Source organism: Paenibacillus sp. FSL H7-0714 (assembly GCF_038003765.1).
Classification (GTDB): domain Bacteria; phylum Bacillota; class Bacilli; order Paenibacillales; family Paenibacillaceae; genus Paenibacillus_AQ.
This window is the reverse complement of the sequence record NZ_JBBOPT010000001.1, coordinates 2,887,857-2,913,709: the sequence shown is the minus strand read 5'-3', so window position 1 is coordinate 2,913,709 and position 25,853 is coordinate 2,887,857. Positions and strand designations below refer to the sequence as shown.

The 25,853-nt window shown below is 42.1% G+C and carries 26 protein-coding genes; 6 read left to right on the top strand and 20 right to left on the bottom strand.

All coding sequences use genetic code 11. The features are described from left to right. Positions 1-153 precede the first annotated feature (153 nt). The 3 genes from NST34_RS12885 to NST34_RS12875 all read right to left on the bottom strand — a co-directional run bounded on the left by NST34_RS12885 (position 154) and on the right by NST34_RS12875 (position 3,171). On the bottom strand, positions 154-1,509 hold the full coding sequence (locus tag NST34_RS12885; protein ID WP_341127938.1) for an ABC transporter substrate-binding protein: 1,356 nt from the start codon (positions 1,507-1,509) through the stop codon (positions 154-156). A gap of 136 nt (positions 1,510-1,645) precedes the next feature. Further along, the gene (locus NST34_RS12880; RefSeq protein WP_341127937.1) at positions 1,646-2,248 is read right to left on the bottom strand and encodes a hypothetical protein; all 603 of its coding nucleotides are present in this window, start codon (positions 2,246-2,248) and stop codon (positions 1,646-1,648) included. A gap of 329 nt (positions 2,249-2,577) precedes the next feature. After that, positions 2,578-3,171 (bottom strand): manganese efflux pump, encoded by a 594-nt coding sequence (locus tag NST34_RS12875; protein ID WP_076282874.1) that lies wholly within the window; start codon positions 3,169-3,171, stop codon positions 2,578-2,580. Positions 3,172-3,353: 182 nt separating this feature from the next. On the opposite strand from NST34_RS12875, the gene NST34_RS12870 reads away from it, so the two are divergent. Beyond that, positions 3,354-3,566, top strand: a complete 213-nt coding sequence (locus NST34_RS12870) for a hypothetical protein (RefSeq protein WP_042187476.1) — start codon at positions 3,354-3,356, stop codon at positions 3,564-3,566. Between the two features lie 72 nt (positions 3,567-3,638). On the opposite strand, the gene NST34_RS12865 is transcribed toward NST34_RS12870, so the two are convergent. The 4 genes from NST34_RS12865 to NST34_RS12850 form a co-directional block, all read right to left on the bottom strand. Beyond that, a complete protein-coding gene (locus tag NST34_RS12865) occupies positions 3,639-3,803 on the bottom strand; it encodes a hypothetical protein (protein ID WP_179085705.1) in 165 nt (54 codons plus the stop codon). Between the two features lie 144 nt (positions 3,804-3,947). Continuing rightward, positions 3,948-4,841 (bottom strand): polysaccharide deacetylase family protein, encoded by an 894-nt coding sequence (locus NST34_RS12860; RefSeq protein ID WP_341127936.1) that lies wholly within the window; start codon positions 4,839-4,841, stop codon positions 3,948-3,950. A 127-nt stretch (positions 4,842-4,968) separates the two neighbouring features. Continuing rightward, positions 4,969-5,562, bottom strand: a complete 594-nt coding sequence (locus tag NST34_RS12855; protein ID WP_339247522.1) for an LOG family protein — start codon at positions 5,560-5,562, stop codon at positions 4,969-4,971. An 88-nt stretch (positions 5,563-5,650) separates the two neighbouring features. Continuing rightward, positions 5,651-7,207, bottom strand: a complete 1,557-nt coding sequence (locus NST34_RS12850; RefSeq protein WP_341127935.1) for a stalk domain-containing protein — start codon at positions 7,205-7,207, stop codon at positions 5,651-5,653. Between the two features lie 190 nt (positions 7,208-7,397). Between NST34_RS12850 and NST34_RS12845 the strand changes: the two genes are divergently transcribed. After that, positions 7,398-8,069: a tetratricopeptide repeat protein gene (locus NST34_RS12845; RefSeq protein WP_042187471.1), complete on the top strand. Its 672-nt coding sequence runs from the start codon at positions 7,398-7,400 to the stop codon at positions 8,067-8,069. A gap of 95 nt (positions 8,070-8,164) precedes the next feature. Here NST34_RS12845 and NST34_RS12840 read toward each other — a convergent pair whose 3' ends face one another. The 8 genes from NST34_RS12840 to NST34_RS12805 all read right to left on the bottom strand — a co-directional run bounded on the left by NST34_RS12840 (position 8,165) and on the right by NST34_RS12805 (position 16,291). Continuing rightward, entirely contained in the window at positions 8,165-9,553 is a 1,389-nt protein-coding gene (locus tag NST34_RS12840) for a lytic polysaccharide monooxygenase (RefSeq protein ID WP_341127934.1), read from the bottom strand. A gap of 298 nt (positions 9,554-9,851) precedes the next feature. Beyond that, complete coding sequence (locus NST34_RS12835) at positions 9,852-13,013, bottom strand: MMPL family transporter (protein WP_341060565.1); 3,162 nt, start codon at positions 13,011-13,013, stop codon at positions 9,852-9,854. Next, positions 13,010-13,465 carry a MarR family winged helix-turn-helix transcriptional regulator gene (locus NST34_RS12830; RefSeq protein ID WP_341127933.1) on the bottom strand — a complete coding sequence of 152 codons (456 nt, stop codon included), beginning with the start codon at positions 13,463-13,465 and terminating at the stop codon, positions 13,010-13,012. The genes NST34_RS12835 and NST34_RS12830 overlap by 4 nt, the downstream gene beginning before the upstream one ends. 173 nt (positions 13,466-13,638) lie before the next feature. Next, complete coding sequence (locus NST34_RS12825; RefSeq protein WP_341127932.1) at positions 13,639-14,079, bottom strand: GNAT family N-acetyltransferase; 441 nt, start codon at positions 14,077-14,079, stop codon at positions 13,639-13,641. Positions 14,080-14,082: 3 nt separating this feature from the next. Then, positions 14,083-14,562, bottom strand: coding sequence for a VanZ family protein (locus tag NST34_RS12820; protein ID WP_076299437.1), 480 nt, complete (start codon positions 14,560-14,562; stop codon positions 14,083-14,085). Further along, complete coding sequence (gene rpiA / locus NST34_RS12815) at positions 14,559-15,239, bottom strand: ribose-5-phosphate isomerase RpiA (RefSeq protein WP_143812389.1); 681 nt, start codon at positions 15,237-15,239, stop codon at positions 14,559-14,561. Before rpiA ends, NST34_RS12820 begins: the two co-directional genes overlap by 4 nt. 38 nt (positions 15,240-15,277) lie before the next feature. Beyond that, positions 15,278-15,832: a GNAT family N-acetyltransferase gene (locus tag NST34_RS12810; protein WP_081382861.1), complete on the bottom strand. Its 555-nt coding sequence runs from the start codon at positions 15,830-15,832 to the stop codon at positions 15,278-15,280. A gap of 6 nt (positions 15,833-15,838) precedes the next feature. After that, on the bottom strand, positions 15,839-16,291 hold the full coding sequence (locus NST34_RS12805; RefSeq protein WP_143759423.1) for a hypothetical protein: 453 nt from the start codon (positions 16,289-16,291) through the stop codon (positions 15,839-15,841). A gap of 235 nt (positions 16,292-16,526) precedes the next feature. Between NST34_RS12805 and fsa the strand changes: the two genes are divergently transcribed. Next, positions 16,527-17,174 (top strand): fructose-6-phosphate aldolase, encoded by a 648-nt coding sequence (gene fsa / locus NST34_RS12800; protein ID WP_042126959.1) that lies wholly within the window; start codon positions 16,527-16,529, stop codon positions 17,172-17,174. Between the two features lie 55 nt (positions 17,175-17,229). Here fsa and NST34_RS12795 read toward each other — a convergent pair whose 3' ends face one another. From NST34_RS12795 to NST34_RS12785, 3 genes are all read right to left on the bottom strand, one after another. After that, positions 17,230-18,543: an MFS transporter gene (locus NST34_RS12795; RefSeq protein WP_341127931.1), complete on the bottom strand. Its 1,314-nt coding sequence runs from the start codon at positions 18,541-18,543 to the stop codon at positions 17,230-17,232. A 134-nt stretch (positions 18,544-18,677) separates the two neighbouring features. Further along, positions 18,678-21,029, bottom strand: coding sequence for an RNA polymerase recycling motor HelD (gene helD / locus NST34_RS12790; RefSeq protein ID WP_341127930.1), 2,352 nt, complete (start codon positions 21,027-21,029; stop codon positions 18,678-18,680). A gap of 97 nt (positions 21,030-21,126) precedes the next feature. After that, positions 21,127-22,173 carry an FUSC family protein gene (locus NST34_RS12785; RefSeq protein ID WP_076282885.1) on the bottom strand — a complete coding sequence of 349 codons (1,047 nt, stop codon included), beginning with the start codon at positions 22,171-22,173 and terminating at the stop codon, positions 21,127-21,129. A gap of 188 nt (positions 22,174-22,361) precedes the next feature. Between NST34_RS12785 and NST34_RS12780 the strand changes: the two genes are divergently transcribed. Then, positions 22,362-22,895: a hypothetical protein gene (locus NST34_RS12780; protein WP_076282886.1), complete on the top strand. Its 534-nt coding sequence runs from the start codon at positions 22,362-22,364 to the stop codon at positions 22,893-22,895. 95 nt (positions 22,896-22,990) lie between these two features. Here the strand turns inward: NST34_RS12780 and NST34_RS12775 are convergent, their stop codons facing one another. Next, entirely contained in the window at positions 22,991-23,632 is a 642-nt protein-coding gene (locus NST34_RS12775) for a phosphatase PAP2 family protein (protein ID WP_076299442.1), read from the bottom strand. A 110-nt stretch (positions 23,633-23,742) separates the two neighbouring features. Here NST34_RS12775 and hfq point away from each other — a divergent pair, with 110 nt between their 5' ends. Further along, the gene (gene hfq, locus NST34_RS12770) at positions 23,743-23,964 is read left to right on the top strand and encodes an RNA chaperone Hfq (RefSeq protein ID WP_042126951.1); all 222 of its coding nucleotides are present in this window, start codon (positions 23,743-23,745) and stop codon (positions 23,962-23,964) included. Positions 23,965-24,088: 124 nt separating this feature from the next. Here the strand turns inward: hfq and NST34_RS12765 are convergent, their stop codons facing one another. Continuing rightward, the gene (locus tag NST34_RS12765; RefSeq protein WP_341127929.1) at positions 24,089-25,195 is read right to left on the bottom strand and encodes a lactonase family protein; all 1,107 of its coding nucleotides are present in this window, start codon (positions 25,193-25,195) and stop codon (positions 24,089-24,091) included. A gap of 181 nt (positions 25,196-25,376) precedes the next feature. Here NST34_RS12765 and NST34_RS12760 point away from each other — a divergent pair, with 181 nt between their 5' ends. After that, positions 25,377-25,712, top strand: coding sequence for a hypothetical protein (locus NST34_RS12760; protein WP_042126947.1), 336 nt, complete (start codon positions 25,377-25,379; stop codon positions 25,710-25,712). The last annotated feature ends 141 nt before the right edge of the window (positions 25,713-25,853 follow it).

Below are 25,853 nucleotides of genomic sequence, written 5' to 3'. Positions count from 1 at the left end.
ACACCTCCAGGTAATCTAACGTATTAAGCAAAAACATCTTCGGCGTCTCTATAAGGACGCTAAGCGTTTATGCCAGATAAATCCGAATTCATAGAGAATACCGTTCTCCATGAATCCGGACCTTCTAGAAATAGAGTGCTTTTATTAGAAATCTTAACTGCGTTCAGCCAGTGTTTTCGCTTGTTTTACAGCTTCATCCCACTCTTTATCCGGATCAGCCTTTTTCTCCAGCACATTTTTCAGTGCATTTTTGAAGAAGGTATCGGTTTGGTCATGAAGAGGACCGTAGTATACAGGTTTTACACGATTAGCAGCTTTACCAAATTCAACAGCCGTTTGTTGTCCACCGAAGAATTCATCCTTGAAATCTACGAATGCCGGATCTTCGTACAGGGCAGGTATAGAAGGCATCAATCCTTTAGTTTTGAATGATTCCAGTTGATTATCCTTGTTATCCATCCATGCGATAAAGTCATAAGCTTCTTTAGAATGCTTACCTTCTTTAGGGAGTGTCAAGAACGAACCACCCCAGTTACCAGCACCTTCTGGAAGCTGCGCGATTTTCCATTTGCCAGTGGAGTCTGGAGCATTACTCTTAACATTCCCTGCCATCCAAGCAGGTCCCATAACCACTGCAAATGATCCGTCGTTCATCCCTTGTCCCCATTCAGGAGACCAGAGCATCACATTGCTGATCCAGCCTTCTTGGATACCTTTAACTGTGAAATCATAAGCTTTGCGAACTTGCGGATTAGTGTCTCCGATAAAGCTGCCATCCGCTTTGCTGAAATAGATTTCATCCGCAGATTGGTCACGTAATGCGTTAAATGTAAGATCAGTAAGGTCTACAAACGGTTTGCCTGTCTTTTCCTTGAAAGCTTTGGCTACAGCTGCGAACTTGTCCCAAGTATCAATCGCTGCGCCAAATCCTTCGGAGTCACTTGGCAATCCTGCTTCTTCAGCCAAATCTGTTCTGTAATACACAACCGTTGGACCGATATCTGTAGGAAGACCCAGCTGGAAGCTTCCATCTACGGAAGAGGCTTGTTTCCATTTCCAATCCAGATAGTTCGCTTGAATATCTTTGGCTCCGAGATCATTCAGGTTATAGAATTTATCTTGTGCATTGATAAAACGCTCCATGAAACCGATTTCAAGTTGGAAAATATCTGGTGCGCCCGACCCCGCCGATAAAGCAGTGGTCAAATTATTATGGTGAGCCGTTTGGTCACCGGTATTTTGAACCTTGATCGTAACGTTTGGATGTTCCTTCGTGTACTCTTTCGCTAGATCCTCGTAGTTCACGTTACCGAGTGTCCAGAAAGAAAGTTCGATTTTCTCAGCAGGCTCAGTACCCTCGTCTTTTGTAGGTTCATTTGTGCTTGCTGCGTTGTTACCTGTATTTTTACTTGATGCATTATTCTCGGCGTTGTTGCCTCCGCATGCTGCCAGTGAACCTACAAGCATGATAGCGACTAACGAAAGCGCCAAGTGTTTTACTTTATTCATTCCCCTGTACCCCTTTCAAAGGTTTCTCTTACAAGATTTAGTGTACAGGGTTTATATTCTTTTTTTGAGGAGGCAAACTTCCGATTTATGGTGGAAATACTTCTGATTCAATTAAAAAAAGCCCTCATAAGAGGACTCAAAGTTCATTACCATAAAATTTGTTTTCCCCACCAGCGTTTTTATAGGCTCTGAGAACGTTTAGCATGGCCTGTTTCTGACGATTACTCAGTACTATGTCTTCCTGGTATAAACCCAATCCTGTCAATCGCACAATTGTTTTCTCGGCATTAGCCATCGCCTTTATCATCTTTAAATCTTTAAGATAAACAGTATCTTCATAAACTTCACGTACAGTACTATAAGAAAATGATTTCTTTATTAGAATTCCCGCATTATTAGTAACTTCAAAAACTTCCTCATCTGCTCTAATCTTAATCCACTTTGTGTCAATCTCACGATTACCTATATAATCAACCACATAATGAAGATTTGAGACAATACCTTCTTCGTTTTTTATGAAATAAACGTAAAAATCATTCTTGTCTATGTTATCAATGGTTGTTTGTGCATAATAGACTGAGAATTCTCCAAACTCATCCCTCTCCTCAATCAGACCGGATAATGCTTTATTGACTTCTTCGGGTGATTTCGTGGGTTCCGGTGGTGTATTCTGCACATTTGAAGAACATGCTGATAAAGATATGACTAGGAGCATCAAATAAAGTGTTTTTCTATTCATGCCTCTTCTCCAGCTCTGTAGCTTGCGCGCTGTCATCGGTAGCATTATGCCCTAAAGTTTCGATAATCTTCTTTTTCAATGTCTGACCTCCAAAATATTAATATACCAAGTATATCCAAAAACCGGGTGATAGGGTAGGACATTGTTAAGAGACTACGAATGTACCGCTGCAGCTAACTGTATCTACAATGCCGTCGATATGAGTTCCACGATTAACGGTTTATGATTGTTTTCGTTAGATTTTCCAGCAAGCGTTCAAAAATCGTTGCTAACAAACCACATTCAATTGAATGTGGTCTTAAACATTTACTTCGTATCTTTGACCTTCCTTAAATAAATATTTCATACAGACCTATGCCTACTAATAACAATCCACCGATAAGATCAGAATGTTTACCTAGCCAAGTTTTGGACATTCGATTCCCGATTTTCATTCCGGCAGCAACAGTGATAAACGAAAAGGCACCCACTGAGATCGCTGTGAATGTTGCGTTCACGCCGCTGATCCCTGCTCCAAAGCCTGTAGCAATACAATTGATAGCTAGCGCCACACCCAACCACACCGATTCTTGCCATTTTAAAACATGACGATAGCCAGTATCTGTAGAAGTTGTGCTGAGGACGTTGCTCTCTATATCCATGCTTACATTTGAAGTTGGTTTCTTATGCACAGCTTTAATACTCCAGATTCCCATAAACAGAATCAAGCACCCTCCAATGGCATTTCCATTCGCTTCAGAAAAATATTCTGACACATACTCACCTGAGGTTATTGAGATATATGTAGCCAGCATCGACAGAACAGCAATAATCAGATTAGAAAATGGTGTAATTCTTGTGGACCTAGCGCCAAAGGAAACGCCTATTCCTAAGTTATCCAAATTTGAAGCCAACCCAATAATGATGATGGAAAGCCAATGCATATCTAGACCCCCTTAATACATTCATAACTATGTTATGTCTGAGATGGGCGTATAGAATTTTGTCCAAATGTGCTGCTCATAGAATGTTCGTCAGCTTCATTTATATTGGATTTCTCATGCTTCCACAGTTATACTATTTTTATTTCTAACTTCATTAAATGATCAAAAGGAGTTAAATACTTATGCCAATTAACCGCCCGCTGCTAACAGACAGCGATTTCCAAGAAGCCGTTGACCGCAAACTACCTGTTCGTGTATTTCAGGACGATCATTTGGTGAATTCAGGGGCCACTGTTGTCCGCTTCACCGATTCTGATGTAGTTATTCAGTCGAGGGTTAGCGATCTGACTTATTACGCTCGTAAGAGTTGCCAATTTTATGAGGTTAGACCCTAAAAAAAGCCGGAACACACTGACCCTTGGGATCAATGCGTTCCGGCTTTTTTCAGCAGACATATGTAGTAGCTCTTACTTAATATTTTTGTATGTGCCATACACTTTCATTTTTTCATTCAAGACTTCCTGAAAACTCTGCTTCTTCTTATTAGCTCTCTCTTGTTTAGGATTGACCACGGGCTGAGGTCTAAAAAACTGATGATTGTAAGCCATAAGATTATGTACCATCACATTCATTGAATTCTAACCTCCTTCCGTGTCGTTCCTGAAATTTCTATTTTCGCTTAATTGCATATGGTTACTTACCCAGCTTCTCCAAAGTTTAATCACTTTTATGACTTTCTGTTTAAACAAATTTAAATGATCCCTTTTTGCAATGTGCTAAATACCTCTTTGTAAATCACGAATGTCTCTCCACGAAATAAGTTTGATTTGCTCATTATTAATCACTTGCTTAATTTCAATATCATTTAGAAGAAGATACTCCAATTCTCTTTCTGTATAACATTCCGTTATCGCTATTAACTGCTCTGTTTTTTTAGAAGGATGTATAGTTAACTGGGTTACTCCAGGTTTTAGATTCTTTAATAGATCAGTTAATCTCCTTTTCATTTTGCTGTACTCAGCAGTGGGGTTAAAACAATATGGAAGAGAAACTATATCATCGATTAATAAAATCCCCCTCTCTTTTGCTGAAGAAATTCTTTTTTGAAACAATCTCAATTGATCATTATTAAAAAATGGTTGGTCTAAGATCCTACTAGGTAAATTAAAGGGTAGTTGGTACTTTTCACATAAATCAAATGTTATTTCTATAAAATCTCGCCCTGTGAATAACCCCATAATGCTTCCACCATGACTATCCAGATGAGTTGGATCAATGCCTTGTACAATTGCACTTTGGATCTGCGATTCCATCTCTAATTTAACCTCATTAGCAGCAGCGTTTCTTTCCAGAAGAGTGGCATCTTGATGAAAATATCCTTCCGCCGTAATTAAACTATTTAAATTTCTTTCTTTGAATACTGGTTGATACAGATGTTTCTCGCCGCTTGTTAAAGTTAGATGAATTCCAATATTCTTTATCCCTTTACTATTGACAATCTCCATTGCTTCATTTGAGTCTGGGCAAGGGATCATAATAGATGTGGATGTTATTGCTTTTTCTTCAAATAAGTTAACAATAGCTTCATTAGTTCCTTTAGTTATTCCAAAATCGTCGGCATTAATAATTAACAAACGGTCGTCAATCGCAAAACCTAATTTTTGTATCATAAACCTTCCCCCTATTAATGAATGATTTTTTAAAAAAATAACAATAAGGACGCAATCACCGTTAAGTGTTTGCGTCCTTATTGTGTAAACCGTTCATTTGCTCCCTATAGCAGTGGAAGCCTAGAATCTAACGCTGTGATGGAAATCTAGCGTTCCCAAAACCTTTATTACTATAATCAACTTGACCTCTCATCAGTTCAAGCAAATATTCGGGATCAGAGTTCATATCTAACATTTTCAACGCATTTTTTGGAGCAAACCCTTCACTTACACTATGAGTGATCATGGCTAACAGTGGATTAAAATAACCTCTTATATTCAGCAGCCCTATAGGCTTCTGATGAATCCCAATCTGCATCCAGCATAGAATTTCAAATAACTCATCAAAGGTTCCGAGACCACCCGGCAGGGCAATAAACGCATCAGCCATACCGCTCATAACGGCCTTTCGTTCATGCATACTAGAGACCTCAATCAGATTCGTTAGCCCAGAATGCCTGATTTCATCTTTAAAAAGATCCACTGGCATGATACCGACGACTTCACCACCATTTGCCAACACTCCGTCTGCCACCTGTCCCATCAGGCCATTTCTTGAACCTCCATAAACCAGCCTACAACCTTGTGCAGCTATATGATAACCCAACTCTCTAGCCATTTCTGTATATTCTGAATTAAGACCTGGATTCGAACCGGCGAACACACATATTGTAAAAGCCATACCTATCACTCCAGACTGGTTATTATGGTTCAATTGAGATAATTCACTTATTGTACATCAGAATATTAAAATAAGTGTTAAATGAAAGTCATCTTTTTGTTTGTATCGTTAATTGGTACAGTTTACTATTCCACTCTGCAGTAACACCTAGTGCCTTAGCCAAAGCTGCCGCTGGAACAAGTGATGCATAACTTACTTTAATGGCTCCCTCTTTAAAGATGATTTTCTTGCCTTCTTTCGAGAGCGTCATATCTCCGTCCCATGAGAGGGTGTAGCCCAGATTTTCCGCCACTTCCCTGATCGGTACTCTTACACTTCCATCCAAGAATATAGCAGACTGTGCGGAGTCGATCTTCTTCCCATCCACGATTACAGTAACAGGCTTCAAGATAGGAGATACAGTAAAAGGACGTGAATCAAGCGCGCTGATTCCAAGTTGACCAAACATATTCGTCCCCCAAGCTACTGCTGTTCCATCCTTCAAAACTGCATATTTACTATTTTCCCCCGTGGCAAAAGAAACCGGATTGCTCAAGCCTTTGATTTGTTTAGGTTTAGTAAAGACCCATTTACTGTCGGTTGATGATTGGGTATTCCAAGTCCACGCGGTGCCATCTTTTTTAACAGCTACAAAGCCACCTAAATCCAGCGTAAGTTTGGAGATCGGCTTTATGACTGTGATCTTTTGCAGACCTTGCAATAAAGTGCCAGCTTCCCATACCCAGTATTCTCCTTTTTTATTGGCAACAAGATTGAACCCATTTTTCGTCTGAACAGATACAATATCCGTAAGACCTGGCATCTTCTTCATCATGATTTCGTTATTATTATTGCTGTCAACCGTTGCCCAGACACTTCCATTCTCAGTTAACGCCAGTATACTCCTCCAGTTCATAGAAACGGACTTCACATGATATAAATCCTTGACTGGGGTCGGCTTCTTCACCGCTTTTGTATTCTCTATTTGCGGGTTAGCGCTCCAAATCCAAAGAGTACCGTTGGTGCGAATTGCGGCCTGATAGTCACTGTTACCGACCCACATTACCTCACTTAAACCCTGAACCTTGGTAGCAGCAGGCAACTCTGTAAAACCTACATCAGTGATTTCTGGAGGATTCCACTGGAGTACGCTTCCATCCTTTCTCAAAGCTAATGTATTGTGTATGCCTGAAGCTATACTGACTACATCGGTCATCCCAGAGATAACCTGAGGAAGCAGCACCTTGTGCTGTTTAGTGCTTACCCCATTGCCTGCTTCTATAGCATTCTTATCCCGGTAATCTCCCCAAGCTTTAACCGTCCCGTCTTCGTTCAGCGCAACATAATAAATTCCACCGATCTCTAACTGCTTCGTACGATCAAGCGCTGCTATGCTATGGGGAGTAATCGTCCACCCTTCAGGACCTGCAGTTCCATTTGCAAATTGTCCAAAAACATTGCTCCCCCAAGACCATACGGTTCCGTCAGTCCCCAGTGCGAAGGAGCTCCCTCCCCAAAATCCAGAAGTGGCAACAATCTCCTTAATTCCACTCAGCTTCGCGGATGAGGGATCCGCGCTTATCACTTGTGGGACTGACGTAACAGCCATAAAAGTAGAACAAACAACCAAACTAAACAGCCGTAGCTTCCTTGCTAATAAGTTCATCTTGTTTTTCCCTTCTTATGATATTATTGTAATTATTATTCATCTTACACTAAGACGCTATTAAGCTGCTCAAAGTTGTATAATTTTTAAGTCCCGGGATTCAGATTGCTTCGAATTATGTTATAATTACGCTCTTAGATCTACTCTTTTCAATCGCAATACCGGAACCAAATGATTATGGAGGGAAGTTATGCTTAAATTTATAGGTGTTTTACTGCTCTTCAGATTAGTGGGCAACCCTTTTCTGGCTATATTCATCCTGCTTCTTATCTTGTATTTCTTGGATCGGCGATATGTGGGCATCTTCCCCAGCATTACAAAGCCCTTCAAAAGAATGCGTCAAATTTCCAAGTTACGTACAACCATTTCTTTAAATCCTAATGATGTTTCATCCAAATTTGATTTAGCGCGGAGTTTGACAGAACGTAAAAAATACAGGGAAGCGAAGGATCTCCTACTGCAAATCGAGGACCGTTATGAACAATCTGCTGAATATTGGGTAGAACTCGGACATGTGAATCTTAAGCTAGGCGCTTTGGAGGAAGGCGAAGCACAAATGCTTCGTGGTCTGGAGATCAACCGTAAGGCTCGATATGGACAGCCATATCTTTGGTTAGCGGAAACTTTCCGCCATACGAATCATGATAAAGCATTGCATTACGTTACTCAGTATCAAGAAATCCAGTCTTCTTCTTCTGAGGCGTATTATCTGGCTGGCTCGATGTATAAAGCGCTTGGCAGATCAGAGGATGCGAAGCGAGCTTTCGAAGAATCCACCGCTGTTTATCGTTCACTGCCTAAATATAAAAAACGGCAGGAGCGCGGTTGGGCGTTGCGCAGCTTTTTCGCCAAGATGAAATAAACTTGACGACTCCTTAACCCAAAAAACGGAGATCACTTCTGATTATCAGAAATGATCTCCGTTTTTTTATAATAAATTGGGGGGAAACGATGTTATTAGTTCGTCACTAATTTCCAAAGCGATAGTGCCGACTCCGGATTCCAGTTGGTATCACCGAAACTTCTAAATGTCACTCGAGCTTCATAAACGTTACCTTTGTATTCAACTTTTGTTCCTACAATGTACAACCCGGTTGCATTCCAAGCTGCTACATCTGGTAATACGGGTTTCACAAGGGTTGTGACTGTATACAAAGAGCTCTTGTCTGAAATATTACCAGCAGCGTCTACAGCTCTCACATGATAATTGTACGTAGTGGATGCTTGCACCGTTAAATCCGTAAAGGAAGTTCCCTTAGTTTGAGTCAATTCAACACCCTCTCGATACACAACATAATGATTAACACCTACATTATCTTGGGCGGCGTTCCACATCAGATTAACACTATTGTGCTTCACTGCCATGGTATGCAGCCCCTCAACCATCGAAGGCTTCACAGTATCTGGTGTTTCCACTGGAGGTATAACCACTTCCGGGTTTGGTGTGCTAACAACAATAATATTACTTGCGCCTGACGTGTTTCCTGCACGATCCACCGCAACAATATAATATGTATAAATTTTACCTGCTTCTACAGTAATGTCTTTAAAGCTCGTTGTTGAGGATGTTCCGATTTGTTTCGCTATACCGACGCTATCCCCGCGATAAATCTTGTAATGATCTACGCCTACGTTATCTGTTGCAGCATTCCACATAAGATCTACACTGCTCGATTCTACACTCATCGTGTGTAACCCTGTTACTGTTGACGGCTTCTCCGTGTCTGGTTGTACCCCAGGTCCTGATTCATCGTTCTTTAGATTCACATCAATGACTTGGTAGAAGGCATTCGCTGTATCATCAATATCCCACACCGCCAAAATAACATGGTATCCACTGCGGTCAGTTGGGACATTTACTTTGTGCGTCACAGAACGCTCAGGCTGTTTACCGCCATTCTCAAAAGTTCCAATAAGCTCTAAATCGGAACGTTTAATTGGCGTATTAGGATTCCAACCTTTTTTCGTAATATAGTAATGCCATTTTGTTGTTCTATGTTGTGCTGTATGATACCAAGTGATGTCATTGACTCCGCCAACCATATCGTGCTTAATCCAGCGATCACTTGATTGTTGATCCAGAATTCCTCCGAACATGCCACCCGCAGATGCAATCTTCCCGTCCGCAGGACCCGCCAATGGGAAACCCTTTGGTGCCTCTAGACTCTGTGGCTCATATTGAACAGAACCCACATTATTCGCTGCACCAAGCTTCGCACGACTTGCTGGTTCGGATACATAACCGTGTCCTAACGCTTTATCGGTATCGATAAGTCCTACTCCGGCAATAACTCCCGCTGTAATAACAAATGGAGCAACCTTCTTTGCGATACTGCTGTTCTTCATGCTTACTTTTATCATTCATCATCTCGCTTTCTAGTTGTAATTTGGAGACTTTGAAAACGAATCCAGTGTTATTATAATTTTCTAAAAACATAATAACAATAACCTAAAGAACCAGACGTCAATGGATAAAAGACCCATGACAATTGAACGGATTAGTAGTTCTCCCCGCTAATAATGCCCCATCGAAACGATTCATTCTACTCAAATAAAAAGCCAGCCACCGATAAATATATCGGTGGCTGGCTGCAAAAAAACAACTTGTTATGACTTCTGATTCATAAATGGGGTATAGTCCCATTTACATATTTAAATCCTGCTTGTTAACTTCTCCGCTCTGTTTAACCGAAAATGGCCACCAATTTCCTCGGCCGAAGATCCGTACCATTACAGGGACAAAGAACGGCAGGAAGATTAAAGCATACAAGGCCAATCCTACGAGCACCACTGTAGCAATCTGCATCATCGACAATACCCCAGAAGGATACATCGAAGCGAAGGTACCACCCAGAATAACTACAGCTGAAAGGATAACTGTACCCATATTGCGCATAGCGTGTAGAATCGCTTCTTTTACGTCCCATGTTTTATTTTCGTTAAACCGGGCCATTAAGAAAATGCTATAATCCACACCTAGTGCAATCAGCATAACAAAACTAAAGAATGGCGTCGTCCAGGTAATCCCTTCATAGTGCAGAAGATTAACGAAAATAGCCTCTGTAACGCCCAACGCTGAAAAGTAAGTGATCAAAAGTGAAATAATAAGGTAAATCGGCATTACGATTGAACGGAGCAGCAACACTAATATGATGAAAATACCGCTCAGCATCAAGATTACTGTACGCGTATAATCTTCATTGGAAATATTCCGCAAATCGCTTTGACTGCTTGTAACCCCGCTAATAGCTGTTTCAGCATTTTCAAGCTTCGTACCTTTAACTGCACGATCTACTGCTGCTTGAATATCACCCACACTATCTATAGCCTCTGAGCTGTAAGGATTCTCAGTGAATACCACGTCCAATGTCATCACCTTACGGTCATCAGATAAGTACGTGTCAAATACCTGCTTTATACCTTCAGCTTTAAGTGCCTCAGCCGGTACGAAGAATCCGCTCAGCTCTTCATCCTTAGCCGCTTGAATCTGATTCAAGTATTCTTGTGCCGAGCCCAGACCGCTTGTAATTTGCTTCAATCCATCAGCACTATCGCTTAGTCCAGTGGTTAAGGCTCCAATCTGACCTGTCAATTCACCAAAACCATCTGCAAGCTGCTTCTGTCCGCCTTGCAATTGATCAAGACCACTTGTGATAGACGGAATCTTTTCTACGATCTGTCCTTGACCTGCTGCCGCCTGGTCGAGTCCAGATTGCAGTTGACCGATTCCAGCTACAAGCTTAGCTAAACCTTGCGCGAGCGCGGTTTGCCCAGCCGCAGCTTTGGCATAACCGGCATTCGCTTCATTTAAGCCAGTAGCTGCACCTTTAAGCTGTTCTGAAACCTGACCAAGACCGGCTGCTAGTTGCGCTGCACCCGTACCACTTTGTGCTACTGTACCTTTGATCGTCAAATAATTTACATCCTGAACAATTTCCGGATAACTGCTCTCTAGGCCAGCGAAGGAACCGTCCAGTCCTTTTAATGCCTCTGCAACACCTTGTAGCTGCTTCGGAAGCTGCCCGAGTCCTTCATCCAGCTGGGTTAAGCCTCCACCGATTTTTTTATAGCCCTCAAGTAACTTCGCATTTGCATCTGCTAACTGTTTAGCACTTGTTGCTGCCTGCTGAAGACCGGATTTGATCTCTCCTGCACCCGCTGAGCCACTCTTAATCCCGCTCTCAATCTGGGTGAGCCCAGCGCCTAAAGCAACAATTCCGTCTTTGAGATCCGCTGTGCCCTCTGTCAGCTTAGCACTCCCTGCAACAGCTTCTGTAAGTTTAGGAGCATTATCGCTAAGCTGTTTACTAGCTTCAGACAAGCCGGTCTGAATCTTGGTCAGACCTTCGTTACTCTGGTCCAGTCCATCAGAAAGTGTACCGACCTGATTCGGAATCAAGAAATCGCTAATCAGCTCACCTGTAGGACGTGACATGCTGCGAACGGATTTTACGCTATCCACTTTTTCCAGCTCGCGGCTAATTTTCTCCGCAAGTCCCAGATATTCTGAATTGTCCATACGATCATCATTCTTGATAACGATCTTGCCAGGCATCGATTCACCTGGTCCGAAGCTCTCCGAAATAATATTAAAGCCTTTTACGGAAGCATATTCCGAGCCAATTTCCTCCAAGCTGTTAAAGGACAGCTTACCGCTATAGGTAACTAGGAATGGGGATACGATTACTGCAACGATTAGAAGTGCGGCCCACGGTCTTTTTAAAGAAAAAGAACCTGCCCATCCCCAAATACGGCTCTCACTATGCTCCAGCTTGCCACGGGAGGGCCAGAATAGCTTTTTGCCTAGAACAGCCATAAAGAATGGAACAATCGTCACAAGTGCCAATAGCATAACTGCAATACCAACTGCAACAGCTACTGCTGAACGATAAAGAATAAATTTCGATAACCCAATCGCTACAAAACCTACAAACACCGCTAAGCCCGAATAGAACACCGTTCCTCCAGCTTTTCGATAAGTTGCAATGATTGCACTTTTAGTATCTTCTGCGGTCATCAATTCTTCTTTAAAGCGACTGATCAGCAGAATACAATAATCCGTACCGATCCCGAACATGACCGCAACCATAAAGATTTGAGTAAACGTTGATAAAGGAAAATCATAACGATCCACCAAAAAAGCCACGACAGATTGGGATACAATATAGCTGATACCCACGGTCAGCAGCGGTACAAAAGGCGCTACGAACGAACGAAACACGACGAATAGAATAAGTAGGATAAAGACAACTGTAATATACTCCGACTTCTTTAGCCCTGCTTCTGAGCTAGCAATCATATCCTCTGTAATCAGACCTTCACTGGTCAAATAATGATCTGCTTTAACACCTGAGAGCATCTCATCCACTTTATCTGGCAGAGCAGTAACAGCCTCTCCTTCACCTTTTACGGTCAACGCCACCATAATAGTCTTGCCATCTTTGGCAATCAGTGTATCTTTAAGCTCACTTTGTGAAAAAGGATCGGTGATGGAATCTAACTGCAGAGCTTCCTTATTCGCAGCCAGCTTCTCAACGCCTTGTTGAATACTTGCTGTTTCTTCCGCTCCGATTCCCTTCGGGTTATTGAACACAAGGGCTACTTGATGGAGTGATTCGCCTCCCTTGTCACTTGATGCTTCCTTCATGATTTCTGCTGCTCTAGATGAAGGGTATCCCTCTGGAACCGTAACCTGCCCCTTCTCACGGACAAGATCAGAGAAAGACGGGGCCGTCATCACTAGCACCACCGCTACAGCGAGCCAGATTGCGATAACCGCCCATCTTGTTTTTAGAATCGTCTTCATTGGCTCTTCCCTCCATTATCATTCTGAATTAGACTTGCCAGTTTCTCAAACATCATGATGAATGTCTCAATATCCTTCTTTTCAAAATGAAACAAATACGGGGCCACTACTTCATGTACTTGCGACTCAGCTGCTTCAAATACTCTTTTACCATGCTCTGACACCGATAAATACACCTGACGACGATCATTCTCGTCACGAGTGCGCTCAATAATGCCCGCTTGCACCAGTCTGTTGATTATTGCTGTAATGGAGCTTTTACCCACGCAAAAAGTTTCTGCTAGATATGTAGATGTACATTGTTCCTGAGCATTAATCAGACGCAGAATTTGATACTGATCATTCGTTGTATCTGCAGCAATGCTATCTTTAATTCTTGCGGCTACTTGTCTAGTCACCATCATATAAGCATCCATATAACGGTTAATCCAATGCTGAACTTCATCTTCCAAAGCTTCCTACCTCCAAATATAGTTCAACTGTAGAACAGTTTCATTGTCAAACTATAATCCCATTTATTTCAAAAGTCAACTTTACAATTCTAAGGAACAATTTAAGGTGACCCAACAAAAAAACAGGCCGAGATTTCATCTCGACCTGCCATTGTATGTCTTCTAAAAATTGTTTATTCCTCATCCTCGATCTCTTCTACTTCATAAACACATCTCAGCGTTTCAATGCCTGCTGCATTTTCGCCGAGGCTGTACACCATGAACCCAAGACTACGGTAGAAATCTGCAGCAATCTCATCCTCTATTTCAGCTACCAGATAACGCGGCTGACGCGTAGTAAGCAGCTCCAGAATCATCCCTCGTGCATAACCTTTTCCTCTGTTCTCTGGCAATACAGCAATATGCCGAATATCCAAGGAACCATCTTCTGTTTCTTCAAAGCCTACAAGACCAAGCAGTAATTCTTCCTCTTCCCAGCCATATAACTTTAGCCCGGCTTGTTCGCTATACTCAGACGAAGTCTGCTTTAGAGCATTCGGATCATCTATGACCGCATAGGTCAGCAGCTCATTCACCTCAGATGTACCAATGAGGGGTTTAAGATCAATCAACATTCTTCACATTTCTCCTTCTTTGTTCCTTTTACAGCTAATCACTCGAAACAATCCGTAGCCTGTCCACACACCTAGCATGTTTAATAGTAAATCATCAATATCGAAGCTTCCCACATGCAGCAGCATTTGCAAACACTCCAAAAGCAGAATACAAGGGACAGCATATAGCGAGATTCTAAGGCAAGAAACAGGACGTATCTTTACTAATGGCGAAAGAAAACCAAATGGAATAAAAACTACAACATTTCCTAGCAGATTTACTAGCCGATTGATAAGTGATAAACCGTTATCCAAGTTGAAATAAAGTGACACCGTGCGAAATGGAACCAGATTATACTGAAGAGGACCTCCGGTATGTACCTCACGTCCAAATCCGATAAACATCCAATAGATAACAGTAGCACTATACAGAGTTAGCACTACCCGTGTCAATCCTTTTAGCGGCCATGAACGGTAAGTTTCTTTATGTCTGCGGTTAATCAATTCTTAGGTTGAGCTTCAATAATTTCGATACTTCCATCAAGTTTACCTACGATCGCCATCGCTGCAATTCCAATAAATAGGCCGTGATCTACAACACCCGGGATGTTTTGGATGGTCAGTGCTAGCTTCGGTGCAGCTTCTATCGCTTCAAATCTGCAGTCCGCAATGTAATTGCCATTATCCGTCTTATACAACTCTTCTCCGCTGCGACGCAATTCAGGTTGGCAACCCAGTTTGGCAAGCTCTGCCACAGTCCATTCCCAGGCGAAAGGAACGATTTCCACCGGCAACGGAAATTTGCCTAGCGTGTTTACAACTTTACCTTCATCGGCAATCACAATCATTCGGGTACTATTACTAGCTACAATCTTCTCACGAAGCAAAGCGCCGCCGCCGCCTTTAATTAGTTGCAGACTGCTGTCTAGCTCGTCCGCTCCGTCAATGGTTAAGTCCAGACTATCAATATCACCAAAAGCTACCAGTGGAATTCCCAGCTCTCGTGCTTGCTCTTCGGAAGCGCGTGAAGTAGCTACTGCGGTAATTTTCAAGCCTTCACTGACGCGTTCACCGAGCTTGCGGATTGCCCAGTAGGCAGTTGATCCCGTACCCAGACCTACCTTCATTCCATCTTCTACATATTCCACTGCTTTTTCAGCTGCTAGTTGTTTAACGTTGATACTCATTTTAATACCCCCATGTTATCCATTATAAAGTTTTATAGTATTTTGCCGTAACAGAGACTATCCGGATCACCTATGTAGGGTCCAAATAAATCAATCGGTTGGTAGCCATGCTTGACGTAAAGCGCAATCGCTTCTGGCTGCTTAATTCCGGTCTCCAATCGGATCTCCTTAAACCCCGCCGCTAAAGCTTGTTCTTCAAGGAATAACAGCATATTTGTAGCTATGCCCATTTTACGATAACTAGAATCTACATAAAAGCGCTTCAACTCCATCGTTGCGATCTCTATTCCGATATAATCCAGTGGACGAAGCCCACCACAGCCCACTGGTTTTCCGTTTAAGTAGGCTACTACGAAAGTCATTTCTTTTACTTTGGGATCCTCGAAATCAACAACATAGATCGTCTCATGCGGATAACGCATCTTCAGTTCCTCATCCAGAAACGTAATAAGTTCTCTTAAATCAGCGTTCTCTGGATCAACTACTTCAAAATTCACTTCTGTTACGGGCGACACTCTATTTCCCTCTTTTCTTGTATCCAAATTCGTATTATCCTTCTTGCAGCCAAAAAAATCAATATTCTTCATTCTGTCTTATGTATATTGTAATTTCACTACATCCTCTAAGTTTAGGATCATCTCTTTTTCAGCGTGGTTAGCAGCCCTATGTAAGTAAGCTTTATGCTCAATGAAAGCATCTGAGGGGGCTGCCAATTTAATGTGCTCCAGCACACTGCGTTCGACATCAGCGAGAACTAGATTTCCTCTACCCGCACTTACTCTACATAGATTAATGATTGCTAAAGGCTTATTCACAACTGCCTGCCCGCTGGACTCCACAAAAACTGTGTATTGAACTAAAGGAATTACGTCTGGATCTTCCACACTAGCAGCACAAGATTGGTCAAAGATAGAATACATTAGTGAAGGATTGCGTGATAAAGTTCCTAATTTTTTCTGATTAGATACCAATTTGCTGTTCTGGTAAGCCAAGAATCCGGCAACTGACAACACGAGCACAAGCAAAATAACTAATATCGAGTACATTTCATCACGTCCCACCCAATACTCCATAATAACAATACCGATTATATATTATCATGGATAACTGCATAGACCAATCCTATATTATCAACACTATAACAAGTGTAAGCGATATTCAATCTATAAAGTTATTTTGAAATATTCAAAATAACAGTTGAAACTTCGTTTGACATGTCTCATAATGAAAATATGAATATTGTTTGTCAATCCATATGGAAATCAAGGGAGGAAACTTAAAATGAAGTTTTTCTTGGACACCGGAAATATTGAAGAGATCAAACGTATTACTCGCCTCGGATTAGTGGATGGCGTAACGACTAACCCGTCGCTCATCGCTAAAGAAGGAAGATTGTTTAAAGATGTTATCAAAGAAATCGTAGCAATCGTTCCAGGTCCAGTAAGTGCAGAAGTAATCGGACTTACAGCAGAAGAAATGCTTAAAGAAGCATACGAAATTGCTGAGTGGGCTCCAAACGTTGTCATTAAACTCCCTATGACTGAAGATGGCTTGGAAGCTTGTTATGAGCTTACAAAAAAAGGTATCAAAACTAACGTAACGCTTGTCTTCTCAGCGGCTCAAGGCTTAATGGCTGCAAAAGCAGGCGCAACTTATATTTCTCCTTTCGTAGGACGTCTGGATGATATCGGTGTTGACGGAATGAAGCTGATCAAGGATCTGAAGACCATCCTAACTAACTACGGTATGACTTCCGAAATTATTGCAGCATCCATCCGTAACATTGCGCATGTTGAGCAAGCCGCTCTTGCTGGTGCTCACATTGCTACCATACCAGGTTCGCTCCTGCCTACCCTCTGGAAGCATCCGCTGACAGATAACGGTATCGAACGCTTCCTGAAGGATTGGGAATCCGTACCACAAGCATAAGATTGTCTTTCATTCTTTTATTAAAGGGCTATTCCGCAAGCTACGGCAACGTAGCTTAAGGATAGCTCTTTTTTCCATCTAAAGTCCTTGCAGAAGTCTGACGAACACGCTTTGACAAGAGTCGAGCATCTACCTGCTCCGTTTCTTTCACGTCAGATTCTCCCTTGCTCCCCTTGCTTGGCGTTACTGCAAATAAGGTCAGCAATCCACCAATTGCGCCGACTGTAGCCATCAAAGCGAATAATATCCAATGACCACTGCTTAACAGCAGCGATACCACTGGCGGTCCTGCGGCTACCCCTATAAACCTCATACTGCTATAGAGAGCGGTTATCGTGCCGCTATTTTCTTTCTCAATTCCCTCCGTGATCAAAGCATCCATACAAGGAAGCACAATCCCGATTCCAACACAACCTAAGCCCATAAACCCGACTAAGAAATAAATACCTTTATTGAACCCCGCAAAGATCATTGCTGCAGTAAGTAACACCATACCTCCAAAGCCCAGCCATTTCATTAGCGTTTTGTTCTGACCAATGATCTTTCCAGTTCCATATGAAGACAGACATAACAAGGCTAATGGTATTGCCAGCACAAATCCCTTCATTGCCCCATGCATTTTAAATTTAGATTCCAGCATTTCCGATAAATAGAATTGAACGCCAAAGGTTACAAACATACAGATACCGCCTATGGCAAAAATAGCATACAACCATCGTCCCTTTTCTCGCAAAATTCTCACAATTCCGGATAAAAATTCTCTTATACCCTGTTTCTCAGGTTGTTCCTTCGCTTCCGGCTTTCGAACCAGAAAAAGAACTAAAGCAAATGAAATTAGACATAGAACAGGAATAGCGATAAAAGGTGCAAACCAGAGCCATATTCCAAGATAAGCACCAAGAATCGGACTGAGTACTTTACCAAAGGTATTTGAGGTTTCAATAATTCCCAGACTTTTGCTTACATCCTCTTCTTCCTTGAATAAATCACCAACGAAGGGCAGCACAATAGGAAAAGCACCAGCCGCACCTATCCCTTGTAACAAACGTCCGGCCAGAATGACCCAATAGGCGGTAACGCCCTTCATAAACCAAGCCGCCACCACGCAGACGACTCCACCAATAGCAGCAATGATCAGACTCGGAAGAATCACCTTTTTTCGTCCATAAGCGTCAGACAGGTACCCTGCAATAGGAATCATCACGATAGCCATCAATCCATAAACAGTAATCAGCATACTCACCTGAAAAGAGCTAATGCCTAGTTCTTTAGAAATCTGCGGCAAAATAGGGAGCAGCATGGAGTTACCGAGGGTCATAATTAGTGGAATGGATGCCAGTGCAAGCAGATCCCATTTTCTTTCCTTCATGAACTGACCACCTTTGTCTTTGTTTGCGACGACTCTCTATATTGTGGTTTGTTCATCCCCCTTTATTCATACATATAAAAAGACCGTCCCCCCGCCAATGCGAAAGGACGATCTTATGATCAGAAGATGGGGCTTTACAGCGAATTTGTAATCATGGTCTTCGCTTTTACAGATGGAAGAAACCGGTTTGGTTCTCCTAGGCTAAAAATATGCAGCAAGTGCATCGCTCGAGTGCAAGCTGTATAAAACAGTTTACGCTCACTTTCTCTGCCGTATCGTTCAGCTGAACCATCGTAAATGATGACAGCATCAAACTCCACACCTTTAGCTAAGTAAGCTGGTAACACCAATGTTCCCTTCTGGAAATTCGGCGTTTCTTTCGTAACGAGCCTTACTGGTAGCCTACTATGTAGTTCATCATGAACTCTTGCGCTTTCTTCTGCTGTTTTACAGATGACAGCCACATAATGATACCCCTTGGATTGCAAATTCCGGATATCCATTTCAACTGCATTCAGAAGCTCATCCTCGCTAGACACCACACTTAGCTGAGGTTCTTCTCCTCGTCGATTAAACGGCACAATTCTTTCCCCTCCAGGAATCATTGAACGCGTAAATTCTACAATTTCAAAAGTGGAGCGATAGCTTCGGGTTAACGAGATCACTTCTGTATTCTCTTCCCCATAAATGCTTACCAAACTAGACAAATCACCGAGCACCTCACCTTGTGCATAGATCGCCTGATTCAAATCACCCAATACGGTCATTTTTGCCCTTGGAAATAAACGGCGCATGAACTCTAATTGGAAAGGTGAGTAGTCTTGTACTTCATCCACAATCACATGACGAATCAGCGTATTGGTACGGAAGCCTTGGCTTAACTCCTTCAAATAAAGGAATGGTGTAGCATCTTCGTAGGCAAGCTCGTTCACTGCGATAGATTTTAGTGTTTGTTCACAGATCTCATCCCAGATTTCCGGCAGAGAATTAACACCATTTAGGCGTTCCATAAGCTCCCGATCCGTAAACAGCGTACTGTACAACCCCTTAACATCCACAAAACGACCTCGTTTAGTCCATCCGCGCAGTGGTTTTAAGCGTTGGCTGACTACATACCGGGATAACACTTCTTTTTCAGTATCAAAATCATCAAAACTATCCTGCGTGGCTTTCTTCTTACGTCGCAACATCTGATATGCACGATGGTAATCACTGGAGTCCAATAGCTCAATTTGATCTTCAACCCATGAAGCATTTCTTTCCTCATGGCTAAAATCAGCGATCTTCTTCAGTAACCAGCGTGTCATTAAGTCTACACGGTTCGCAAGCTTAATGGCGGGATCATAGGCATAGAAATGACGTTCCATTTCTTCTTTACTGACTACCGCTCTACCTTGAAACATTAAAGGCTTGAACAGCATGCCCTCATGTTCCAGCATCGTAGCATACCGACGAATCACATCGAGAAAAGGTACGGATGATTTATAAGCGATGCCTTCTCTGCGTATACCCACTTCAGGGCCATCAGGGGCATTCAATAGGTTTTCCGTCTGACTAAAGACATCTTCCAGCTGGAATTCATGTCCTAAACGATGCTCAAGATACATCTGAAAAGTGGTTTGTTGCATATTTTCTTCACCTAGCTCTGGGAGCACAGTTGAAACATAGCTATTAAACAGCGGGTTCGGCGAGAACAACAACATCTGGTCTGCTTGCAGAACTTCACGGTATTTATACAAAAGATAAGCTACGCGCTGCAATGCTGCAGAGGTTTTCCCGCTTCCTGCGGCACCCTGAACGACCAGCATTCGGCTTTTGTCGTTGCGGATAATCGCATTTTGCTCTTTCTGGATGGTAGCTACAATACTCTTCATTCGATCATCGGCACTATGGCTAAGCACTTGCTGCAAAAGCTCGTCGCCGATCGTTACCCCAGTATCAAACATAACTTCAATAACACCATCAGAAATCACAAACTGACGTTTAAGATTCATTGTACCGGAAACAAGTCCACCAGGTGTCTCATAAGCTGTTGGGCCAGGAGCTCCGTCATAATATAAGCTCGATATAGGCGCCCGCCAGTCATAGATCAAGAAGGTGCCATCATCCTCCATCAAGGATCCAATCCCCAGATAAATCTTTTCCGTTTCTCCATTTGGTGCTTCTGTAAAGTCAATACGCCCAAAGTAAGGAGAGACGAGTAGCTTTTTATATTTTTTTAGAGCCTTGCTCGACTGTAAATGATGGCGTTCACGTTCATTCAAGATTTGGGATTGTTGGCGCAGACTTGTTGAAGTTTCCCCTAAATCATCTGGACTACTGAAGTTTACCGTTACCTCTTCCCAGAAGTCTTTCCGCATATCCACCACATCACTGCGATGGAGTCCGAGCTCCTCAGATAATCGCCGGATATGGGCAGACAAAAGCTTAGTCAATCCGTCAACCCGCTGCTGTTCCTCTTTCCATTCAATTTCATGATTCTCCACTACATTTCATCCCCTTTGGAAGGTTGATATTTCAAGTGAGGATACTCTTAATAGATGAATCCTTAAGCTTATATGTTGCACATCACAAGGTTATGTTTTAAGCTTCGCGATCCGTTTCTTTTTCCTCAGTCGCTATACGGTTCATCTGATCTGCCACTTTATCAAGCCGTTCTAATTGATATCCGTAATCGTAAATAGCTGCGGCTACAACATACAATCGTAGTTGACCTATTTTCTCCGCATTATACCCCAGGATCGTTGAATTCAAAAATCCATCATTCTCGTCTCCCAAGGGTTCCGATTCATTAGTGTTTGGTTTTAGTTTATCTTCAAATTTCAGCAAGATCAGTTGATGATATTTGATTAACTGCTCCAAATGACTGTCAAACAATGCATCTGTCTCTTCACTTCGATCCGCTTGAAAATAATGCCGATCCACAGCCTCAAGAACATCGAAGCCCTTTTGCAAAGAAGATAACAGGTTCTTATAGACAACCATTTGTCTAGTCTGACTGTACTTCGCCCTCTTTAGCTGTTTCTGCTCTTCCTCAAATAAAGCGTACTTATCCGCTAAAGATTTAATAGATGACTCCAGTGCAAGTTTTTCATCACGAAACACACTTTCCTTCATCTCATGAGATACAGCCGTTCTTAGCAGCAAGGAAAGACTGGCAAAGACGTTCTCGATTTGCCTGATGTACTGTTTCCGTGGTTTCGGAGGAACTACTATAATATTGATTAGAAATGCAGAAACAATCCCTGTCAATGTTAATAAGAACCGATTCAGCGCGAACTGCCATTCACCAGAAGCCTCCATCACTGTTATAACGGTGACCAGTGTCAAGCTAATAGTATCCGCTCGGTTAATTTTCATACTGATCATAATGACAAGAATGCAGACCAACCCAACCGCAATTGGACTATTGGATAACAGCATTCCTCCCAGAAGAGCGAGTACCGCACCCATTGTAGTCGTTGTCAGCTGATCAAGAAAATAACGCCAAGAGCGATAAATAGATGGCTGCATCGCGAAAATTGCTGCAATCGCAGCGCCCACAGAAGATGGAAAATGTAGCAGTTCGGCTAAATACAAGGCAAGCGTGACTGCCATTCCTGTTTTAAATATGCGAGCTCCAAAAGCCAAAAATATCCCCCCTAAAAATTGGCCCACTCTGCAATATGGACATCTACGAATCCCTCATTCCTCTAATTACCCAAGCCTAATGTTGATGAATTTTATGATCATTTAAGCTCTCACTTATGATTCTTTCAGCTTTCAGGGAATACTAATTCAAGTAAGTACCTATCACATATAACATACGAGGTGAGTGAATGAATAACAACATCAAAAAATTAGTGACCATCACAGCTGTTCTTTTCCTCAGTCTGTCTCCAGCACTTGCTCCTACTCGGAGCGTGTCAGCTGAGAATGTAACCTCCACTGCACCTGATTCTGGGCCTTCGGAAAAAGGTCATAGACCCCCACCAGGGAAAGACGGGAAATTCAGAGCCGGCGGACATTTCATTATTTTCGAAACAGCCAAGCTGCTTGAGATGGATCGTACGGAGCTAATCAATAGCCTTAAAACAGGCAAAACCCTCCCCGAGCTTGCCCTTGAAAAGAAAGGCTGGACAGAAGATCAATATATTCAAAAGCTCAGCGAATCCGCAAGTAAGCGGCTGGATCAAGCCATCAGCGAGGGACGTCTAACAAAAGACGAAGCTCAAAAGCTAAAGGCTGGACTTCCTTCTATGCTGAAGAAAAAAATAAGTAAAATGGGTCATTTCCAAGATCATAAATCTTCGGAACATCATGTGATGAACCCTCAAGCAAAAACGCCTTCGGTGTCCTATTTAGGACGGTAAGCGTTTATGCGAGAAATATAAGGATAATGTATAGCGTGAAACATATATATTCTTATATTTTAAAATATCCCCACAAAAACGGATATCTTCATTTCTTATGAGGATATCCGTTTTTTATAGGCTTCAAATAGACTGATGGATAACATCAGCCACGCGCCACTTGCAGCATAACCACCAATTACGTCGCTAGGATAATGAACTCCCAGGTAAATACGACTCCAGCCAATGCCCACAGTCATGAATACCGCAAATATTATTAACAGGATTCTTTCACTTCTTCGCGGCAAATGACGCCACAGTAAATAGGCAATTACCCCATACAGGGAGAAGGCTGCCATTGAATGTCCACTTGGGAAACTATAACCTAGCTCTTGGACAATACGATTGAAATTTGGACGCTCCCTTTGAAACCATAACTTCATAAGTGTATTCAATAGCTGTGAGCCTAGTCCAACCCATAGGAACAGAATTAGCTCAAGCCGATGTTTCAGCAGAAAATACAGCAGTGCCATCGTGCCGATCGATATGCCAATCGCTACCTTGGAGGAACCAATCAGAGATAGTCCTTTGGCGAATGTGGTCAGTCCAGGTGATTCAGCGGATTGAACAAAATGAATCATATAATTATCAAATGATGATACCTTGTTCATATGAACTAGGATCGCAATAACGACGAAACAAGCAGCAAACCCTATAAAATAACGAAAACCTCTAGACCAGTTCTGATAATAAAGCATAAATACCTCCGTGTCTAATTTTGTGCCTGTCGATCACATTTCCTGAGAAGCTATAACCCGTGCTATAATTATAGAGAAATAAATATACAAAAAGATGGAGTGCTGCCAAAGTGGAGAGTCTAAAATTGCAGGAACGTTTGTTGAATCAGTTTATTTCCACAAAGGTGCCCGTGACGATTTTTACAACAAATGGTGTAAAAATGCAAGGCGTCGTAACCTCGTATGATGCATTCACAATCACTTTACAGGGTCAAGGTGATGGCAGACAGAATGTGCTCTTCAAATCTGCAGTATCCACTATTGTACCTCTCAAGCCCGTCTCACTCAAATAGTTCACACATTCATTAAACTTCTTCATCCTATTTTCAATAATAAAGGGAACACCGGACTACATCTCCGGTGTTCCCTTTATTATTTTCTTAAATTGTCTTATTCACTCTTCAAAACGAGTTTCTTTTATACTGGGAAAATCACAGGCTTCACACACACCGGCTTGGATACCTCGGCAGTATTTCCAGTAAAGACGAGACGACCACTGGTCTCTTCAATAGAGAACACAACCAGGTTATTAGCGTCACGATTTGCAACAATAAGATAAGCCCCATCCGGAGTTAATGAGAAGTGTCGTGGATGCCCTCCACGAGTAGATACATATTCAATTAGTGTAAGCTTGGCAGTAGCGTTATCCACTGCAAACACTGCGATGTTATCCGCTCCACGATTAGAAGCGTAAAGATATCTTCCATCTACTGAAGTGGCAATTTCAGCGCAAGTATTCTCTTCCTTAAAATCCTCAGGCAAAGTTGAAATTGTATCTACCGTGTGAAGAGTCCCTGTAGCACTGTCATATGTAAACGATGTTATCGTGGAATCCACCTCGTTTATAACATAAGCAGACTTTCCATCTGGATGAAAAGTAAAATGACGAGGTCCCGCCCCTGGATGAAGCACAGTATCTCCGTGAACTTCTAGTTTGTTCAAGTCTCTATTGATTTTATAGGACCGAATAATATCAAGCCCAAGATCAGAAACAAACAGATACTGTCCGTCCGGACTGAAAATAGCCGAATGGGGATGCGGGCGATCCTGACGTTCAGGATGGTGACCATGACCGGAATGAATCGCGACATCCGCCAGTTGATTAGCAACTTTTTCTTCATCTAATGTGATCAAGCCTACACTGCCACCATGATAACTACATACAACAATGTATTCATCGCTTAGATCTCTAGAAATATGGCATGTGGTAGTTTGACCATTACCTGAAGCAGGCATTGAGGCTATTCGATACAATTCGCTCAATTTCCCACGCTTAGCATCGATAGCAAAGGTAACGACTTCTCCCTCTTTTCCACCTTCACCATTTGGCTTTTCTCCTATGGCATATAAACGCAGGGCTGAAGCATCTACATTAACAAAGGTGGGGTTAGTTAGACCCTGAACCGAGTCGATTAATTTTAACGTACCTCCTGCTTCGCCATCGAATTCAAATACCTGCACACCGCTATCCGTGGCACTTGCATAGGAACCCGTAAACAGCAATAACTTAGTCTGCTTTTCCATCTTTACATCCTCCTTCAAAGTATTGCTATTATATAATTTACAATTTTTAAACGTTAAAGACAAACCATAAAGTAAAAAGTGTGACAAATAGTTCAAAAATAAGGCTTTCCAATGATTAGGGATTGTGCTATAATGAAAGCGCTAACATTAGTCTTTTATTAAGTATAAAGGGGGAACATGAATGAGTAGCATCCTGCTGGAAGCCAGAAATGTATACGAGGACTTCGAGGTGGAAACAGACATTCTGTTCTTTAAGGTCGGGGACCATGATTTGGTCATTTTTCACGGCAGAAACTACAACATAAAAAAGAGAATGACTGCCGAGCAATTAAAACGATTGTTATCCAATTCTACTTACTATCATGTGTACGGTGGCTGTTATGTCAATCTAAACAAGATCAGTTCTATCGAAGACGACTGCATTTATTTCGGAGAAAAGGGCCTATTCGCTAAAAACGTACGGGTCCCAAGACGGAAACAAGAAAGTATTCGTCATCTATTGAAAGGACTGAAGTAAACATCTTATTCCCATAAGCCGGAAGGGCATGTTACCGATGCCATTTCCGGCTTTTTGCTTTTTATTAATAGAAACTTAAAAAGATCCTATCTTTTTTTATACTTTCTTAAGGTTTAGGATCTGGATTTCTGTTAAAGTTGT

What these genes read in the sequence shown, in the direction of transcription:
- NST34_RS12780 (WP_076282886.1), top strand. Translation starts at nt 22,362, where the DNA reads ATGAATAACAACATCAAAAAATTAGTGACCATCACAGCTGTTCTTTTC.
- NST34_RS12810 (WP_081382861.1), bottom strand. Translation starts at nt 15,832, where the DNA reads ATGAAGAATATTGATTTTTTTGGCTGCAAGAAGGATAATACGAATTTG.
- NST34_RS12870 (WP_042187476.1), top strand. Translation starts at nt 3,354, where the DNA reads ATGCCAATTAACCGCCCGCTGCTAACAGACAGCGATTTCCAAGAAGCC.
- NST34_RS12825 (WP_341127932.1), bottom strand. Translation starts at nt 14,079, where the DNA reads ATGTTGATTGATCTTAAACCCCTCATTGGTACATCTGAGGTGAATGAG.
- NST34_RS12880 (WP_341127937.1), bottom strand. Translation starts at nt 2,248, where the DNA reads ATGAATAGAAAAACACTTTATTTGATGCTCCTAGTCATATCTTTATCA.
- NST34_RS12860 (WP_341127936.1), bottom strand. Translation starts at nt 4,841, where the DNA reads ATGATACAAAAATTAGGTTTTGCGATTGACGACCGTTTGTTAATTATT.
- fsa (WP_042126959.1), top strand. Translation starts at nt 16,527, where the DNA reads ATGAAGTTTTTCTTGGACACCGGAAATATTGAAGAGATCAAACGTATT.
- NST34_RS12875 (WP_076282874.1), bottom strand. Translation starts at nt 3,171, where the DNA reads ATGCATTGGCTTTCCATCATCATTATTGGGTTGGCTTCAAATTTGGAT.
- NST34_RS12845 (WP_042187471.1), top strand. Translation starts at nt 7,398, where the DNA reads ATGCTTAAATTTATAGGTGTTTTACTGCTCTTCAGATTAGTGGGCAAC.
- NST34_RS12850 (WP_341127935.1), bottom strand. Translation starts at nt 7,207, where the DNA reads ATGAACTTATTAGCAAGGAAGCTACGGCTGTTTAGTTTGGTTGTTTGT.
- NST34_RS12855 (WP_339247522.1), bottom strand. Translation starts at nt 5,562, where the DNA reads ATGGCTTTTACAATATGTGTGTTCGCCGGTTCGAATCCAGGTCTTAAT.
- NST34_RS12865 (WP_179085705.1), bottom strand. Translation starts at nt 3,803, where the DNA reads ATGAATGTGATGGTACATAATCTTATGGCTTACAATCATCAGTTTTTT.
- NST34_RS12775 (WP_076299442.1), bottom strand. Translation starts at nt 23,632, where the DNA reads ATGCTTTATTATCAGAACTGGTCTAGAGGTTTTCGTTATTTTATAGGG.
- NST34_RS12840 (WP_341127934.1), bottom strand. Translation starts at nt 9,553, where the DNA reads ATGAAGAACAGCAGTATCGCAAAGAAGGTTGCTCCATTTGTTATTACA.
- NST34_RS12795 (WP_341127931.1), bottom strand. Translation starts at nt 18,543, where the DNA reads ATGAAGGAAAGAAAATGGGATCTGCTTGCACTGGCATCCATTCCACTA.
- NST34_RS12835 (WP_341060565.1), bottom strand. Translation starts at nt 13,013, where the DNA reads ATGAAGACGATTCTAAAAACAAGATGGGCGGTTATCGCAATCTGGCTC.
- NST34_RS12760 (WP_042126947.1), top strand. Translation starts at nt 25,377, where the DNA reads ATGAGTAGCATCCTGCTGGAAGCCAGAAATGTATACGAGGACTTCGAG.
- NST34_RS12885 (WP_341127938.1), bottom strand. Translation starts at nt 1,509, where the DNA reads ATGAATAAAGTAAAACACTTGGCGCTTTCGTTAGTCGCTATCATGCTT.
- NST34_RS12765 (WP_341127929.1), bottom strand. Translation starts at nt 25,195, where the DNA reads ATGGAAAAGCAGACTAAGTTATTGCTGTTTACGGGTTCCTATGCAAGT.
- NST34_RS12805 (WP_143759423.1), bottom strand. Translation starts at nt 16,291, where the DNA reads ATGTACTCGATATTAGTTATTTTGCTTGTGCTCGTGTTGTCAGTTGCC.